The organism is Ensifer sp., assembly GCF_035999135.1.
Classification (GTDB): domain Bacteria; phylum Pseudomonadota; class Alphaproteobacteria; order Rhizobiales; family Rhizobiaceae; genus Ensifer.
Map to the genome: position 1 here is coordinate 24,536 of NZ_DASYGZ010000039.1, position 15,418 is coordinate 39,953.

15 protein-coding genes are annotated in these 15,418 nt (G+C 62.9%); 11 read left to right on the forward strand and 4 right to left on the reverse strand.

Features of this window, described 5'->3' with window-relative positions; genetic code table 11:
- Window positions 1–99 precede the first annotated feature (99 nt).
- The 8 genes from VGO12_RS03720 (at window position 100) to VGO12_RS03755 (ending at window position 8,742) form a co-directional block, all read left to right on the forward strand.
- Window positions 100–864: a DeoR/GlpR family DNA-binding transcription regulator gene (locus VGO12_RS03720; RefSeq protein ID WP_077967971.1), complete on the forward strand. Its 765-nt coding sequence runs from the start codon at window positions 100–102 to the stop codon at window positions 862–864.
- Window positions 865–995: 131 nt separating this feature from the next.
- The gene (glpD, locus tag VGO12_RS03725; RefSeq protein ID WP_327511384.1) at window positions 996–2,513 is read left to right on the forward strand and encodes a glycerol-3-phosphate dehydrogenase; all 1,518 of its coding nucleotides are present in this window, start codon (window positions 996–998) and stop codon (window positions 2,511–2,513) included.
- 135 nt (window positions 2,514–2,648) lie between these two features.
- Window positions 2,649–3,719 carry an ABC transporter ATP-binding protein gene (locus VGO12_RS03730; RefSeq protein ID WP_327511385.1) on the forward strand — a complete coding sequence of 357 codons (1,071 nt, stop codon included), beginning with the start codon at window positions 2,649–2,651 and terminating at the stop codon, window positions 3,717–3,719.
- 21 nt (window positions 3,720–3,740) lie between these two features.
- On the forward strand, window positions 3,741–4,811 hold the full coding sequence (locus VGO12_RS03735) for an ABC transporter ATP-binding protein (RefSeq protein WP_327511386.1): 1,071 nt from the start codon (window positions 3,741–3,743) through the stop codon (window positions 4,809–4,811).
- A gap of 2 nt (window positions 4,812–4,813) precedes the next feature.
- Window positions 4,814–5,680: a sugar ABC transporter permease gene (locus VGO12_RS03740; RefSeq protein WP_327511387.1), complete on the forward strand. Its 867-nt coding sequence runs from the start codon at window positions 4,814–4,816 to the stop codon at window positions 5,678–5,680.
- Window positions 5,681–5,700: 20 nt separating this feature from the next.
- Window positions 5,701–6,519, forward strand: coding sequence for a carbohydrate ABC transporter permease (locus VGO12_RS03745; RefSeq protein ID WP_327511388.1), 819 nt, complete (start codon window positions 5,701–5,703; stop codon window positions 6,517–6,519).
- Window positions 6,519–6,941, forward strand: coding sequence for a DUF2160 domain-containing protein (locus VGO12_RS03750; RefSeq protein ID WP_327511389.1), 423 nt, complete (start codon window positions 6,519–6,521; stop codon window positions 6,939–6,941). The genes VGO12_RS03745 and VGO12_RS03750 overlap by 1 nt, the downstream gene beginning before the upstream one ends.
- Window positions 6,942–7,020: 79 nt before the next feature.
- Window positions 7,021–8,742: an ABC transporter substrate-binding protein gene (locus VGO12_RS03755; protein WP_327511390.1), complete on the forward strand. Its 1,722-nt coding sequence runs from the start codon at window positions 7,021–7,023 to the stop codon at window positions 8,740–8,742.
- Window positions 8,743–8,829: 87 nt separating this feature from the next.
- On the opposite strand, the gene VGO12_RS03760 is transcribed toward VGO12_RS03755, so the two are convergent.
- Window positions 8,830–10,053 (reverse strand): MFS transporter, encoded by a 1,224-nt coding sequence (locus VGO12_RS03760; protein ID WP_327511391.1) that lies wholly within the window; start codon window positions 10,051–10,053, stop codon window positions 8,830–8,832.
- A 103-nt stretch (window positions 10,054–10,156) separates the two neighbouring features.
- Complete coding sequence (locus tag VGO12_RS03765; protein ID WP_327511392.1) at window positions 10,157–10,522, reverse strand: antibiotic biosynthesis monooxygenase; 366 nt, start codon at window positions 10,520–10,522, stop codon at window positions 10,157–10,159.
- Window positions 10,523–10,655: 133 nt separating this feature from the next.
- Between VGO12_RS03765 and VGO12_RS03770 the strand changes: the two genes are divergently transcribed.
- Window positions 10,656–11,555, forward strand: coding sequence for a LysR family transcriptional regulator (locus VGO12_RS03770; RefSeq protein ID WP_327511393.1), 900 nt, complete (start codon window positions 10,656–10,658; stop codon window positions 11,553–11,555).
- 5 nt (window positions 11,556–11,560) lie between these two features.
- Here the strand turns inward: VGO12_RS03770 and VGO12_RS03775 are convergent, their stop codons facing one another.
- Window positions 11,561–12,016 carry a hypothetical protein gene (locus VGO12_RS03775; protein ID WP_327511394.1) on the reverse strand — a complete coding sequence of 152 codons (456 nt, stop codon included), beginning with the start codon at window positions 12,014–12,016 and terminating at the stop codon, window positions 11,561–11,563.
- 286 nt (window positions 12,017–12,302) lie between these two features.
- Here VGO12_RS03775 and VGO12_RS03780 point away from each other — a divergent pair, with 286 nt between their 5' ends.
- Complete coding sequence (locus VGO12_RS03780; RefSeq protein ID WP_327511395.1) at window positions 12,303–13,787, forward strand: nucleobase:cation symporter-2 family protein; 1,485 nt, start codon at window positions 12,303–12,305, stop codon at window positions 13,785–13,787.
- Between the two features lie 162 nt (window positions 13,788–13,949).
- The gene (locus tag VGO12_RS03785) at window positions 13,950–14,861 is read left to right on the forward strand and encodes a DMT family transporter (protein ID WP_327511396.1); all 912 of its coding nucleotides are present in this window, start codon (window positions 13,950–13,952) and stop codon (window positions 14,859–14,861) included.
- Between the two features lie 67 nt (window positions 14,862–14,928).
- On the opposite strand, the gene VGO12_RS03790 is transcribed toward VGO12_RS03785, so the two are convergent.
- The gene (locus VGO12_RS03790) at window positions 14,929–15,357 is read right to left on the reverse strand and encodes a Fur family transcriptional regulator (protein WP_327511397.1); all 429 of its coding nucleotides are present in this window, start codon (window positions 15,355–15,357) and stop codon (window positions 14,929–14,931) included.
- Window positions 15,358–15,418: the final 61 nt, after the last annotated feature.

Genomic DNA, 15,418 nt, shown 5'->3' on the forward strand with positions numbered 1-15,418 from the left:
ACCCGCTGCGAAAGCGATTTCAGCGAAAACGACGATTCTGAAATTGCGCGGCTTTCGTTTTTGCATATTATGAACCAAAACGAAAATGGGGAGGATGAAATGTACCTGACAGGTCGCCAGGCGGAGATCCTGGAGCTGGCCAAGAGCGAAGGACGCGTGCTTGTCGAGGAACTGGCGCAGCGCTTTTCCGTCACGCCGCAAACGATCCGAAAGGACCTGAACGACCTCTGCGACGCCAAGGTTCTGAACCGCATTCACGGCGGCGCGATCTTCCCGAGCGGCAAGGAAAACGTCAAATACGATGCACGCCGCCAGATCGCCGCACCGGAGAAACAGGCAATCGGCAAGGCCGCCGCCGAGCTCATCCCCGACAACGCTTCGCTGTTCATCAATATCGGCACCACCACCGAGGCCGTCGGCGAAGCCTTACTCGACCACAAGGAATTGATGGTCATCACCAACAACATCAATGTCGCCAATCGCTTGCGTGTCTTTCCCTCGATCGAGGTGGTGATCACGGGCGGCGTCGTGCGCGGCTCGGATGGCGGCATCGTCGGCGAGGCCGCCGTCGACTTCATCAAGCAGTTCAAGGTCGACTTTGCGGTCATCGGCGCCTCTGCGATCGACCATGACGGCGCACTGCTCGATTTCGACTTCCGTGAAGTGAAAGTCGCCCAGGCGATCATCGCCAATGCGCGCCATGTCATCCTGGTTTCAGACTCGACCAAGTTCGAAAGAACCGCGCCGGTGCGCATCGGCCATATCTCCCAGGTCCAGACCTTCATCACCGATCGCTGTACCCTCGAAAACGTCAGGAAAATCTGTGCCGAACAGGACGTTCGGCTGATCGAAACCGACGCCTGAAGCCAGAGATTTAGGCACCCCTAAAGATTCGGGGTGCATTCGTTTGACATTCGATATGTTTTCGTTTTAACTGATTTCACTTTCGCTGATGCATCAATTTGTGCATCGCGAAATGTGGAGGGGAAACAGCAGTGTCAGAGCAGGCAATCTACGACGTCTTCGTCATCGGCGGCGGCATCAACGGATGCGGCATCGCGCGTGACGCGGTCGGTCGCGGATACTCGGTCGCCTTGGCCGAAATGAACGATTTCGCCTCCGGCACGTCTTCGGGTTCCACCAAGCTCATTCATGGCGGCCTGCGTTACCTCGAGCATTATGAATTCCGCCTCGTACGCGAGGCGCTGATGGAGCGTGAGGTGCTCTGGGCCATGGCGCCGCACGTCATCTGGCCGATGCGCTTCGTGCTGCCCTATCACAAGGGCGGCCTGCGCCCGGCCTGGCTCATCCGCCTCGGCCTCTTCCTTTACGACCACATCGGCGGCCGCAAGCTTTTGCCGGCAACGGCGACGCTGGACATGAACCGCGATCCGGCCGGCAAGCCGCTGAAACGCCTGTTCAACAAGGCCTTCGAATATTCCGACGGCTGGGTCAATGATGCCCGCCTGGTGGTGCTCAACGCCCGGGACGCCGCCGATCGCGGCGCCGTCATCATGGCCCGCACCCGGGTGGTCTCGGCGCGGCGCGACGGCGCTCTCTGGACCATCGAGACCGAAAACCAGGCGACCGGCGAACGCAAGACGCTTCAAGCCCGCATGCTCATCAATGCCGCCGGCCCCTGGGTCGATGCGGTGCTGTCCGGCGCGCTCGGCAAGAACGACGTCCACAATGTCCGCCTCGTCCAAGGCAGCCACATCGTCGTGAAGAAGAAGTTCGACGATCCGCGCGCCTATTTCTTCCAGAACCCGGATGGCCGCATCATGTTCGCCATCCCTTACGAGGAAGATTTCACGCTGATCGGCACCACCGATCGCGACTACACCGGCAACCCGGCGGATGTCCGCATCAGCGATGCCGAGGTCGATTATCTCTGCAAGGCGGCCAGCGAATATTTCCTCGAGCCGGTGGAAAAGGACGACATCGTCTGGACCTACTCGGCCGTGCGTCCGCTTTATGACGACGGCGCCAGCAAGGCGCAGGAAGCAACCCGCGACTACGTGCTGCGGGTCGAGGGCGACAAGGGTGCCGCGCCGCTCCTCAACGTCTTCGGCGGCAAGCTTACGACCTACCGGCGCCTTGGCGAGTCCGCGCTCGAAAAGATCGGCGAGACGATCGGCGTCAAGGGTTCCAAATGGACCGCAGGATCAAAACTTCCCGGCGGCGATTTCCCGACCGAGGGCTACGTCGACGAAGTGGCAAGACTGCGCAAGCAGTATCCGTTCCTGAGCGCCCAGCACGCCCGTCGCCTCGTGCGGCTCTACGGCACGCGCGCCGCAGCCATTCTGGGTTCGGCAACGAACGAAGCGGCCCTTGGCCGCCGCTTCGGCGCCGACCTCTACGAGGCAGAGGTCAAGTGGCTGATCAGCCAGGAATGGGCGCGGCACGCCGAGGACGTGCTGTGGCGGCGAACGAAACTGGGCTTGAAGTTGACGCCGGGCGAGGCGGCAGCGCTGGAGGAATACATGCGAGGCGCGGCCAACGCAGCCGCCTGAAGACGCCCGCATTCATGCACATGTCCGACAAGGCGCGCAGCCGCACTGCGTCCGGAGATGTGAAACCGACAAGAGAGCGTTTCCGCGCTGGGGTGAAAACGCTCGGGACTGCCTTAGGGCTGGGTGGAGAATTCAATGCTTGAAATGAAGAAGATATCCAAGGTCGTGGGCGGGGAGACGCATATCTACCCGACCGACCTGGTGCTGGAGAGGGGGTCGCTCAATGTGCTGCTCGGCCCGACGCTTTCCGGCAAGACGTCGCTGATGCGGCTGATGGCCGGTCTCGACAAGCCGGCCTCCGGTTCGCTGATCTTCGACGGCATCGACGTGACCGGCCAGCCGGTGCAGAAGCGCTCGGTCGCCATGGTCTACCAGCAGTTCATCAATTACCCGGCCATGACCGTCTATGAAAACATCGCCTCGCCGATGCGCATCAGCGGCGCCGATGCCGCCACCATCGACCGCGAAGTGCGCAAGGCCGCCGATCTCCTGAAGCTCAGCCCCTACCTCGACCGCACGCCGCTCAACCTTTCGGGCGGCCAGCAGCAGCGCACGGCGCTTGCCCGCGCGATCGTCAAGAATGCCGATCTCGTGCTGCTCGACGAACCGCTCGCCAACCTCGACTACAAGCTGCGCGAAGAACTGCGCGAGGAACTGCCGAAGATCTTTTCAGCCTCTGGCGCGATCTTCGTCTATGCGACGACCGAACCGTCGGAAGCACTGCTGCTTGGTGGCAACACGGCCGCCCTCAGCCAGGGCCGGATCACCCAGTTCGGCAAGACCATCGACGTCTATCGCCGTCCGATCGACCTGATCACCGCGCGCACCTTCGCCGATCCGCCGCTGAACTGCATCGAGCTAATCAAATCGGGTTCGACCTTCACGCTCGACGGCAAGCCGGTGCTGACGGTGCCTTCGCATCTGGCTGGTATTGCCGATGGACCCTGCACCGTCGCCTTCCAGCCGCACCATATTTCGTTCGACCGCCCGCACGGCGGCGGCGACGCGCTTACGGTCAAGACGGCAATCTCCGAGATCGCCGGCTCGGAGAGCTTCATCCACGTGGGTTTCGCCAATGCGCGCTGGGTCATGCTGGCGCCGGGCATTCACGACATCGAACCCGACGCGACCCTCACGGTCTACGTCGACACCCGCCATCTCATGGCCTTCGGGCCTGACGGACGCGCCATCGGCGGCGCGGCCTGAAGGAGGCGATGGGAGGAAAACATGGCACGCATCGATCTCGAACATATCCGTCACGCCTACGGCGCCAAGCCGAAGTCTGAAAACGACTATGCGCTGAAGGAAGTCCACCACGAATGGAACGACGGCGGCGCCTACGCGCTGCTCGGTCCGTCCGGCTGCGGCAAGACCACGCTGCTCAACATCATCTCCGGCCTGATCAACCCGTCGGAAGGACGCATCCTTTTCGACGGCAAGGACGTGACGCATCTGTCGACCCAGGAACGCAACATCGCCCAGGTGTTCCAGTTCCCGGTGATCTACGACACGATGACCGTCTACGACAACCTGGCCTTCCCCTTGCGCAACCGGCATGTGCCGGAAGCGGAGGTCGACCGCCGCGTCAAGGAGACGATCGAGATGATCGGCCTTGGCGGCTGGGCGAAGAAGACCGCCCGGGGCCTCACCGCCGACCAGAAGCAGAAGATCTCGCTCGGCCGCGGCCTCGTTCGCAACGACGTCAGCGCCATCCTGTTCGACGAGCCGCTGACGGTCATCGATCCGGAAATGAAGTGGGTGCTGCGCTCGCAGATCAAGCGGCTGCACAAGCAGTTCGGCTTCACCATGGTCTACGTTACCCACGACCAGACCGAGGCGCTCACCTTCGCCGACAAGGTCGTCGTCATGTATGACGGCCAGATCGTGCAGATCGGCACGCCGGCCGAACTCTTCGAGCGTCCGCGCCACACCTTCGTCGGCTACTTCATCGGTTCGCCGGGCATGAACGTGTTGCCGGTCAAGCTTGACGGCAGCACGGCGACGGTCGGCGGCGAACAGCTGGGCCTCACCTTCCAGCCCACGGTCAAGGCCGGCGCCAAGACCGAACTCGGCATCCGTCCGGAGTTCATTTCGCTCGGTCGCGAAGGCATGCCGGTCGCCATCACCAAGGTCGAGGACATCGGCCGTCACAAGATCGTGCGCGCCCGCTTCGCCGACCAGCCGATCTCGATCATCGTCGACGAGGATGGCGAGATCCCCGCCGATCCGCGCGTCCGTTTCGATCCGAAAGCCATCAACATCTACGCCGATTCCTGGCGCGTCGGCGAGGAGGCCTGACCATGGAGAAAACCTGGAACAACAAGGCCTGGTTCATGGTTCTGCCGGTCCTCGTGCTGGTCGCCTTTTCGGCCGTCATTCCGCTGATGACCGTCGTCAACTATTCGGTCCAGGACACCTTCGGCAACAACCAGTTCTTCTGGGCCGGCACCGACTGGTACGTTCAGGTGCTGACTTCCGACCGTTTCTGGGACGCGCTCAGCCGCAACCTGATCTTCTCGGCGGTCATTCTGGCGATCGAAATTCCGCTCGGCATCGTCATCGCCCTCAACATGCCGAAAAAGGGCCTCGGCGTGCCGGTCTGCCTCGTGCTGATGGCGCTGCCGCTCCTGATCCCGTGGAACGTCGTCGGCACCATCTGGCAGGTCTTCGGCCGCGTCGACATCGGCCTGCTCGGCCGCACGCTCGAAGCGATCGGTGTCAACTACAACTACGTGCAGAACCCGGTTGCCGCCTGGGTGACGCTGATCGTCATGGACGTATGGCACTGGACGAGCCTCGTCGTGCTCTTGTGCTATGCCGGCCTCGTCTCGATCCCCGACGCCTACTACCAGGCGGCCAAGATCGACGGCGCGTCGCGCTGGTCGGTGTTCCGCTACATCCAGCTGCCGAAGATGAAGCGCGTGCTTCTGATCGCCTTCCTGCTGCGGTTCATGGATAGTTTCATGATCTATACCGAGCCCTTCGTCGTCACCGGCGGCGGCCCGGGCAACTCCACCACCTTCCTGTCGATCGACCTCGTCAAGACGGCCATCGGCCAGTTCGACCTCGGTCCGGCGGCAGCACTATCGATCATCTACTTCCTCATCATCCTGCTGCTCTCGTGGATCTTCTACACCGTGATGACCACGAGCGACGCGCAGAGCTGACAAAGGCGGGAGGAAAAAACATGCAGACAAAACCCCTGACCGAACGCCTCTCCTGGCTGGTGCCGACGATCTACATCGTCTTCCTGCTCCTGCCGATCTACTGGCTCGTCAACATGAGCTTCAAGGAAACGAGCGAGATTCTCAGCACCTTCTCGCTCTGGCCGGTGAACCCGACGCTTCGGAACTACGAGGTGATCTTCACCGATCCCTCCTGGTACAACGGCTATATCAACTCGATCATCTACGTCGTCATGAACACGGTGATTTCCGTCACCGTGGCGCTGCCGGCAGCCTACGCCTTCTCGCGCTACCGCTTTCTCGGCGACAAGCACCTGTTCTTCTGGCTCTTGACCAATCGCATGGCGCCGCCGGCGGTTTTCGCCCTGCCCTTCTTCCAGCTCTATTCCGCCTTCGGCCTGATCGACACGCATATCGCGGTGGCGCTTGCACACTGCCTGTTCAACGTGCCGCTCGCCGTCTGGATCCTGGAAGGCTTCATGTCGGGCGTGCCGAAGGAAATCGACGAGACCGCCTATATCGACGGCTACTCGTTCCCGCGCTTCTTCGTGAAGATCTTCATGCCGCTGATCGCCTCGGGCATCGGTGTCGCCGCCTTCTTCTGCTTCATGTTCTCCTGGGTCGAGCTGCTTCTTGCCCGCACCCTGACGACCACGGACGCCAAGCCGATCGCCGCGACCATGACCCGCACCGTTTCCGCCTCCGGCCTCGACTGGGGCGTGCTGGCCGCCGCCGGCGTGCTCACCATCATCCCGGGCGCGCTGGTGATCTATTTCGTTCGCAACTACATCGCCAAGGGCTTCGCCCTGGGGAGGGTATGATGACTGCTCAACCCGTTCGCAAGGCCCGCTGGCAACTGCCCTTCGTCGCCGTTCTCGTCGTCTATGGCGCCGCCGCCGGGCTGCTGATGAGCATGCTGCCGATCAAGGACGGTGCGCGCGACTGGTTCGCGCCACTGGTTGCCGGCGGCTGGATGGCCTGGTCGTTTCCGTCAGCCATGTTCTTCCTGACGATCTTCGCGCTGCTGTCGATGATGGCAGTCTGGGAATATGCCTCGCCCGGTGGCAACCCGCGCGTCGGCATCCTGCGCTTCGAGACGACACGGGGCGATCGCCTCTTCGTGTCGCTGCTCGGCAGCGCCTTCATTCACCTCGCATGGCTCGGGCTCGTCGGCGGGCAGAACCTGTGGTGGGCGCTCGCGCTCTCCCTGGTCTATGCCGTCGGCGTCTTCCGCTACGTCTGAGGCGAGAAAATTTGCGGGGCCGCTTCCGCGGCCCCCCAAAGCCAAAAGATACGCAATCGCAAACCTAAGGGAGGGAATTATGCGACGGCATCTTCTGACTACGACGGCAGCCATGCTGCTGGCCTTCACCGGCACCGCTTTTGCCGGCATGGACGAAGCAAAGAAGTTCCTCGACACCGAAATCGGCGACATGTCCTCGCTCGACCGCGCGGCCCAGGAAGCCGAAATGCAGTGGTTCGTCGATGCGGCGAAGCCCTTTGCCGGCATGGAAATCAAGGTCGTTTCCGAAACGATCACCACCCATGAATACGAATCGAAGACGCTGGCCAAGGCCTTCTCCGACATCACCGGCATCAAGATCACCCACGACCTGATCGGCGAAGGCGACGTCGTCGAAAAGCTGCAGACGCAGATGCAGTCGGGCGAAAACGTCTATGACGCCTACATCAACGACTCGGACTTGATCGGCACCCATTGGCGTTACCAGCAGGCCCGCAGCCTGACCGACTTCATGGCCAACGAAGGCAAGGACGTCACCAACCCGAACCTCGACATCGACGACTTCATCGGCAAGTCGTTCACGACGGCTCCGGACGGCAAGCTCTACCAGCTGCCCGACCAGCAGTTCGCGAACCTCTATTGGTTCCGCTACGACTGGTTCAACGACGAGAAGAACAAGGCGGACTTCAAGGCGAAGTACGGCTACGACCTCGGCGTCCCGGTTAACTGGTCGGCCTATGAGGACATCGCCGAGTTCTTCACCGGCCGCGAGATCGACGGCAAGAAAGTCTATGGCCACATGGACTACGGCAAGAAGGACCCGTCGCTCGGATGGCGCTTCACCGACGCCTGGCTGTCGATGGCCGGCAACGGCGACAAGGGCATCCCGAACGGCAAGCCGGTCGACGAATGGGGCATCAAGGTCGACGAGAACTCGCGTCCGGTCGGCTCGTGCGTCGCCCGTGGCGGCGACACCAACGGCCCGGCCGCTGTCTACTCCATCCAGAAGTACCTCGACTGGATGAAGGCCTATGCACCGGCTGCCGCCCAGGGCATGACCTTCTCGGAATCCGGCCCGGTTCCCTCGCAGGGCGAAGTCGCCCAGCAGATGTTCACCTACACGGCGTTCACCGCCGACTTCGTCAAGCCGGGTCTTCCTGTTGTCAACGAGGACGGTACGCCGAAGTGGCGTTTCGCTCCGAGCCCGCATGGCGTCTACTGGAAGGATGGCATGAAGCTCGGTTACCAGGACGCCGGTTCCTGGACGCTTCTGAAGTCCACGCCTGACGATCGCGCCAAGGCTGCCTGGCTCTACGCGCAGTTCGTGACCTCCAAGACCGTCGACGTGAAGAAGAGCCATGTCGGCCTCACCTTCATCCGGCAGTCGACGCTGGACCACAAGAGCTTCACGGACCGCGCTCCGAAGCTCGGCGGTCTGATCGAGTTCTACCGTTCGCCGGCCCGCCTGCAGTGGTCGCCGACCGGCACGAACGTTCCTGACTACCCGAAGCTGGCACAGCTGTGGTGGCAGGCGATCGGCGATGCATCCTCGGGTGCGAAGACAGCCCAGGAAGCCATGGACTCGCTGTGCGCCGAGCAGGAGAAAGTTCTCTCCCGTCTCGAACGTTCGGGCGTCCAGGGCGACATCGGTCCGAAGCTCGCCGAAGAGCACGATCTCGAATTCTGGAACAAGGACGCCGTTTCCAAGGGCAACCTCGCTCCACAGCTGAAGATCGAGAACGAGAAGGAAAAGCCGCAGACCGTCAACTACGACGACCTGGTCAAGAGCTGGCAGAAGTAACACGGAAGGCCGCCCATCGGGCGGCCTTTTTCCTTTCAGGAGATGCGGCACCGGGGTCGGCAACGGCCCCGGTTTTTCGTGGGCAGATCATCGAGCAGAGCGCGGAAAACCCTGCCGCCCGAACCACGCGACGACCAGGGCCGGGAGCAGGATCGCGAGCACGACGGCGGGAAGAGCGCCGGCGCCGACACTGTCGAGCAAGAGCCCGCCGGCCAGACCGCCGCCGGCCATCGCGGCATTCCAGCCAGTGACGATCATCGATTGCGCCGCATCGGCCTCCGCGCCGGCAGCCTTCGCAGACGCTGTCTGAAACAATGTCGGTGCGCCGCCAAATGCCAGCCTCCACGTAATGACGCCGAGATAGATCGTCACCTGCTGTTCGTTGAAGACTGCAAACAGCAGCGCCGCCGCTGCAAACAGCGCCGTGGTCGAAAGCACCAGCAAACGCAGGTGCCGGTCGACGAGCGTCCCGATGATCGGGATGACGGCGAGCGAAGCAACGCCGAAGACCAGCAGCACGCTGCCGGCGTTTTCAGCCAGGCCGGACGGCTGCAGGTAAGGCACGATGTAGGTGTAGAGGATGTTGTGGGCGAGAACGGCGGCAAACATCACGACCAGCACCGGCCGGATCCCGGGCAACCGGAATACCGCTGAAAGCGACAGTCGCCGCGCGGTGCGCTCCCCCGGGAAATCGGGAACCGCCAGCAGCACCCAGCCTACGAGCATCACGGTCATGGCGCTGAGGGCACCGAAGGTCAAACGCCAGCCGGTCATCGCGCCAAGCATCGTGCCAGCGGGAATGCCGATCGACAGCGCCACCGGCGCGCCGAGCATGGCAATCGCGATCGCCCTGCCCTGCTGCTCAGGCGCGACCATGCGACTGGCGTAACCGGCAGCAAGCGCCCAGAGCAGGCCGGCAAAGACACCGGCAAGAAAGCGGGCGGCCATCGTCAGCGCGTAATCGGTCGAGAACGCGGTCACCGTGTTGACCACGGCAAAGCCGGAGATTGCCGCAACAAGCAGCGGCCGCCTGCGCCAACTGCGGGTCAGCGCCACGAGCGGGATGGTGGCGACGAGCGAGCCGATCGCGTAGATCGTCACCATCTGTCCGGCCAGCGATTGCGGGACGCCGAGATCGGCGCTGATCTGCGGCAGGAGGCCCGCCGGCAGCGCCTCCGTCAGAATGGTGATGAAACCGGCGGACGCGAGCGCAAGCAGGGCCAGGATCGGCAGCCTGGCCTCAGGAACGGTGGCTGCGGACGTCGCTGCAGCCTCCCGTGCGGCCGCAGACACGCAGTTGGTGGATTGCATGAAATCTGTCTTTCGGGATGGCACGCCAGGTGTGATCGTCTGGCATTGGCGGGAGGGTCTGGTGAGGGCGTGCGCCGCCGGCGCTTGTGGGCGGCGCAATCTCCTATGCCGATGCCGCAGTTGCAGCGCGCTTGGGCAGCACCAGGTCATCGACGCGATAGGTGTGGAACTCAAAGGTCGAGACCGACTTCAGTGCCGCGAACTTTTCGAGGAACACCGGGTCGCTGAAGAACTCCTCAACGTTGCCTTCACCGGCGATCGCCTCGATGTTGACGACCGTCTTGCCGTCGGTGCTCTTTGAAAGATTGCTCCAGAGAAACCCCTCTTTGCGCTCGGCCACATAATGCACGACGTCCTGGATCAGGCGAAACGCCTCTTCCTGTTTGCCCTCGTGCGCGTGGATGACATTGACGATAAAGACGGTGGGTTCGGGATCCCGGCGGAATCCGGCCAAAAGTGACTGCTGCATGTTTTCTCCTCTGTCGCCGACGGTGTGTCGGGCAGGCGGACTATGGAGGGCTTCCAACCGGAGAAAAATACGCTACAGATCCGAAGATATCGGACAAGATTGTCCGCAATCCCAATCGACGGCGAGGACACAAATGGACAGCCTTGGAGCGCTCAACGCTTTCGTTCAGGTGGCAGAGGCACGCAGCTTCACCGGCGCGGCCACGCAACTCGGTGTTTCACCGTCGGCCGTCGGCAAGGCGATTGCCCGTCTCGAGGAACGCCTGAGCGTCCGCCTCTTTCATCGCAGTACCCGCAGCGTCACGCTGACGCCGGAAGGCACGTTGTTTCTCGAACGCTGCCGACGGATTTTTGGCGAGGTCGAAGCAGCCGAAGCCGAATTGATGCAAAGCCAGGAGGTCGCGCGGGGCAAGCTGCGCGTCAGCCTGCCGATGGCCGGCATGCTGCTGATGCCGACGCTGACGGCCTTCATGCGCGCCTATCCGCAGGTTGAAATCGATCTCGATTTCTCCGACCGCCTCGTCGACGTCATCGAGGAAGGTTTCGATGCGGTGATCCGTAGCGGTGAACTCGGCGATTCCCGTCTGATGACGCGCCAGATCGGCACGTTCCACCCCCATCTCGTCGGTTCACCCGCCTACTTCGAGCGCCATGGCGCGCCGGTAACGCCACAGGATCTGGAACGCCATCATTGCCTGCATCACCGCTTTCCCTCGACCGGAAAGCTCGAGCCCTGGCCGTTGATGGAGGAAGGCGCGACGGTGAATGTCGATCTCCCGGTGACGGCCGTCTCGAATGCGCTGGATCCGCTGATCCATATGGCCGAGGAAGGTCTCGGTATCGCCTGCCTTCCGGATTTCACGATCCGGCAGCAGATGCGCGAGGGAACGCTGATCGCCGTTCTCGAACACAACCTGCGCCGCTGCGGCACCTACCGGATCCTGTGGCCGTCGAGCCGGCATCTCTCGCCGAAGCTGCGCGTCTTCGTCGATTTCATGGCCGCCAACCTCTTCCCGGCAAACGGCGCGGCCTGAATTTTCTACGATCTCAGCGCCACGAGGCGCCCGGTCTTTTCCGACCGGCGCTTGTCGAAGATCGCCCGGACGGCGCGCGTCGAGCCGTCGTCCATTTGCACGACCATGTCCATGTAGAGATGGTCGTCGACGATCGCGATCCGGAGCCCGAAGGGCAGTCCGCGATAATCGTTGCTGCCACTATCGTTCCAGCGGCCGATGCCCTCGGCGCTGAAATCGCCTCCGACGCGTCCGAGATGGGCGACGGCAAACCAGCCGTCCTTCCCGGTCACCTTCAGAACGGGGCCGTTTCGACGGATTTCGACCCAACAGGTGTCGCAGGCGTCCGTGGCGGATGCCACCTGCTGCCATTCACCGGGGAACGCTGCTCCGTTGGCGCTGACCGCCGTCGGTGCAAGCGCGCAGCCCAGCATCAGCAGCACCGCGAAAAGACGCCTTAAGGCCCGTCTCCAAGAAATCATCCGTCATCACCCCATCCGAATGGCGGTGACGCAATGCCCACCGCACCCGGGAACCATGACCGCGTCGCATTGCGGCTACGTTGCATGGATTGCGGAAAGCCCCCACCGGCATCGCGACCGTGCAGAACCGATCCGCAATTAACGCGCTCCAGTCATTTCCCCGGGTTTGTGGAAAGTGTTTTCGTTTTGGCGACACTTGCGACATTCTGCCCCGGCACGGAAAAATTGCACTTCCCTGTTGGAGGACGGGGAAAGCGGACTGGTCGACGAAATGGGAGGAGGAACCATGAGCGACGTTTCCAGCATACACCCGGTGGACGAGAAACTGCCGGTCGGCAGGCTCGCGACGCTCGGGATCCAGCATGTTCTCGTCATGTATGGCGGCGCGGTCGCCGTGCCGCTGATTGTCGGCCGCGCCCTGCAGCTCAGCCCCCAGGACGTCGCCTTTCTGATTTCGGCCGACCTCTTCGTCTGCGGCATCGTCACCATCATCCAGTCGCTCGGGCTTGGCCGCAGCATCGGCATCCGCCTGCCCGTCATGATGGGCGTCACCTTTGCCTCGGTCGGCCCGATGGTCTCGATGGCGGCGATGACACCGGGCCAGGAGGGTGCGCGCATGATTTTCGGCGCCATCATCGGCGCCGGGCTCGTTGCGCTTCTGCTTGCGCCGCTGATGGGTCGGCTGTTGAAGTTCTTTCCGCCTATTGTCACCGGCACGATCATCCTCGTCATCGGCGTCTCGCTGATGCGCGTCGGCGTCAACTGGATCTTCGGCAATCCCTTCGGCCCGACGGCGCCGAAGCTCGTCGATCCGACCCATGTCGAGTGGCTCGCCGAATTGAAGAAGGCCGCCGCTGCCGGCGGACCCGCCATTCCTGACGGCCTGGTGCTTGGCGCGACCGTGCAGAACCCCATCTACGCCCAGCCGAGCCACATCGCGCTTGCCGCCTTCGTGCTCGTCTCAATTCTGGTCATCGCGCGCTTCGGCCGCGGGCTGATCAGCAACATTGCGGTTCTGACCGGCGTCGTGCTTGGCTGCGCCGTCGCGGCAGCGCTCGGCATGATGCACTTCGACCGAGTGGCGGACGCCGGCTGGTTCGCAGTCGTCACGCCCTTGCGCTTCGGCATGCCAATCTTCGATCCGGTGCTGATTGCCACCATGTCGCTGGTCATGATCGTGGTGATGATCGAATCGACAGGCATGTTCCTGGCGCTTGGCGAAATGACCAACCGCGAGGTGTCGCAGCAGCAGCTGACGGCGGGCCTCAGGGTCGATGGCCTCGGCACCATGATCGGCGGCCTGTTCAACACCTTCCCCTACACCAGCTTCTCGCAGAATGTCGGTCTCGTCGGCGTCACCGGCGTCAAGAGCCGCTACGTCTGCGTGATGGGGGGCGTGATCATGATCGCGCTTGGCCTGATCCCGAAGATGGGTGCACTCGTCGAGGCGGTGCCGACCTTCGTGCTCGGCGGTGCCGGCCTCGTGATGTTCGGCATGGTCGCCGCCACAGGCGTGCGTATCCTGTCGGTGGTCGACTTCAAGTCGTCGCGCAACAACCTGTTCGTCGTTGCCGTCTCGGTCGGTTTCGGTCTGATCCCGTTGATCGCGCCGAACTACCTGATGTGGCTGCCGCACGCGATCCACCCGATCATCGAGTCCGGCATTGTGCTCGCCTCGATCTCGGCCGTGGTGCTCAACGCCTTCTTCAACGGCCTGAGCCTCGAACGATCTGCGTCCGTCAACGCGGCGAAACTCGCCGACAGCCACTGATCGGCACGCAAACATGCACCCCGGCCGCCGAAAGGTGGGCCGGGGTTTTTGTCGTCTTGAGGAACTTTCGGGCCGTCGATAGTTCGACCACCACCGAAGCATCCGCCGCCTGCCCCGGGCTAGAAGGTGGGTAACGACGACGACACGAAGGTTTCTATTGCCATGGCCAAGACCAATCTCACCCTCGAGCTTCTCCTGCTTCTCGCGCTCGCCACCCTCTGGGGCGCGTCCTACACCTTCATCAAGATCGGCATCGAGACCATTCCGCCGATCACGCTGATCGCCGCCCGCACGCTGATTGCCGGCGTCATCCTGCTGGCGGTCCTGCACTGGCGCGGGCTGAAGATGCCGCGCGACGCCGCGACCTGGCGGAAGTTCCTGTTCCAGGCCTGCCTCAACAGCGTGGTGCCCTTTACCCTGATCGCCTGGGCCGAGCAGACGATCGACGCCGGCATCGCCTCGATCCTCAATGCGACGACGCCGATCTTCGCCTTTCTGATGACGGCGCTGATCACCCGCCACGAGGCGGTCACCGCCCGCAAGCTCGTCGGCGTCATTGCCGGCATGACCGGCATCAGCCTGATCATCGGCATGGAGGCCTTCGGTGGTCTTGGTGAGGAGCTGCTGCCGCAGCTGGCCGTGGTGTTCGCCACCGTCTGCTACGCGGGTGCGGCGATCTTCGGGCGCGGCTTCAAAGGCCTTGATCCGATGATGCCGGCCGCCGGCTCATTGATCGCAGGCACGGTGCTTCTGATCCCGACCAGCCTCATCGTCGACCGACCCTGGACGCTTTCGCCGTCGATGGATTCTCTGCTGGCGCTGCTTGGCCTTTCCGTCTTCTCGACAGCGCTAGCCTTCGCCATCTATTTCCGGCTGATCCAGACACTGGGTTCGGTCGGCGCGACAGCCCAGGCCTATCTGCGCGTGCCCGTCGGTGTCGCCATCGGTGCGTTCTTCCTCGGCGAGCGGCTGTCGGACACCGCCTGGATCGGCCTTGGCTGCGTTATCATCGGGGTTGCGGCCATGACGATCCCGGCGCGACGACGCGCGGCCGCTGCCGCCGTCGATCGTTAAAGATGGGGTTGCTACAGGAGAAATACGCACCGCCCGGACGTGGCGAGCGGCCGCGGTCACGAAGCGCTCAATCCTTGCGCTTGCGGCAGTAGAGTTCCAGCCGGTGGCGCACCAGATCGTAGCCAAGCTCGGCGGCAATCTCTGCTTGCAACTGCTCGATCTTGTCGGAGCGGAATTCGATGACGGCGCCGGTGTCGATATCGATCAGGTGGTCGTGATGCGGCGCATCGGCGGTCTCGAAACGGGCGGTCGCGCTTTCGAAGGCGTGGCGATGAACGACGCCCTGCTGCTCGAGCGCCGACAATGTCCGGTAGACGGTCGACAGCGAGACGGTGGCGTCGAGTTCCTTGGCGCGGCGATGCAGTTCGCTCGCGTCCGGGTGATCTTCGGCGGTCGCGAGAATCTTGAGGATCGCGGCACGCTGGCGCGTCACGCGCACGCCGCCGTCCCTGAGCACACCTTCCAGTTCTTCGACACGATTCTTGTTCTGTTTCATGGCCGTACACTAGCCAAGGGCGTCCGGTTTGAAAATAGCCAGTTGCGAATGCTTCTCATTT

What these genes read in the sequence shown, in the direction of transcription:
- VGO12_RS03720 (WP_077967971.1), top strand. Translation starts at nt 100, where the DNA reads ATGTACCTGACAGGTCGCCAGGCGGAGATCCTGGAGCTGGCCAAGAGC.
- VGO12_RS03730 (WP_327511385.1), top strand. Translation starts at nt 2,649, where the DNA reads ATGCTTGAAATGAAGAAGATATCCAAGGTCGTGGGCGGGGAGACGCAT.
- VGO12_RS03735 (WP_327511386.1), top strand. Translation starts at nt 3,741, where the DNA reads ATGGCACGCATCGATCTCGAACATATCCGTCACGCCTACGGCGCCAAG.
- VGO12_RS03740 (WP_327511387.1), top strand. Translation starts at nt 4,814, where the DNA reads ATGGAGAAAACCTGGAACAACAAGGCCTGGTTCATGGTTCTGCCGGTC.
- VGO12_RS03745 (WP_327511388.1), top strand. Translation starts at nt 5,701, where the DNA reads ATGCAGACAAAACCCCTGACCGAACGCCTCTCCTGGCTGGTGCCGACG.
- VGO12_RS03750 (WP_327511389.1), top strand. Translation starts at nt 6,519, where the DNA reads ATGACTGCTCAACCCGTTCGCAAGGCCCGCTGGCAACTGCCCTTCGTC.
- VGO12_RS03755 (WP_327511390.1), top strand. Translation starts at nt 7,021, where the DNA reads ATGCGACGGCATCTTCTGACTACGACGGCAGCCATGCTGCTGGCCTTC.
- VGO12_RS03760 (WP_327511391.1), bottom strand. Translation starts at nt 10,053, where the DNA reads ATGCAATCCACCAACTGCGTGTCTGCGGCCGCACGGGAGGCTGCAGCG.
- VGO12_RS03765 (WP_327511392.1), bottom strand. Translation starts at nt 10,522, where the DNA reads ATGCAGCAGTCACTTTTGGCCGGATTCCGCCGGGATCCCGAACCCACC.
- VGO12_RS03770 (WP_327511393.1), top strand. Translation starts at nt 10,656, where the DNA reads ATGGACAGCCTTGGAGCGCTCAACGCTTTCGTTCAGGTGGCAGAGGCA.
- VGO12_RS03775 (WP_327511394.1), bottom strand. Translation starts at nt 12,016, where the DNA reads ATGATTTCTTGGAGACGGGCCTTAAGGCGTCTTTTCGCGGTGCTGCTG.
- VGO12_RS03780 (WP_327511395.1), top strand. Translation starts at nt 12,303, where the DNA reads ATGAGCGACGTTTCCAGCATACACCCGGTGGACGAGAAACTGCCGGTC.
- VGO12_RS03785 (WP_327511396.1), top strand. Translation starts at nt 13,950, where the DNA reads ATGGCCAAGACCAATCTCACCCTCGAGCTTCTCCTGCTTCTCGCGCTC.
- VGO12_RS03790 (WP_327511397.1), bottom strand. Translation starts at nt 15,357, where the DNA reads ATGAAACAGAACAAGAATCGTGTCGAAGAACTGGAAGGTGTGCTCAGG.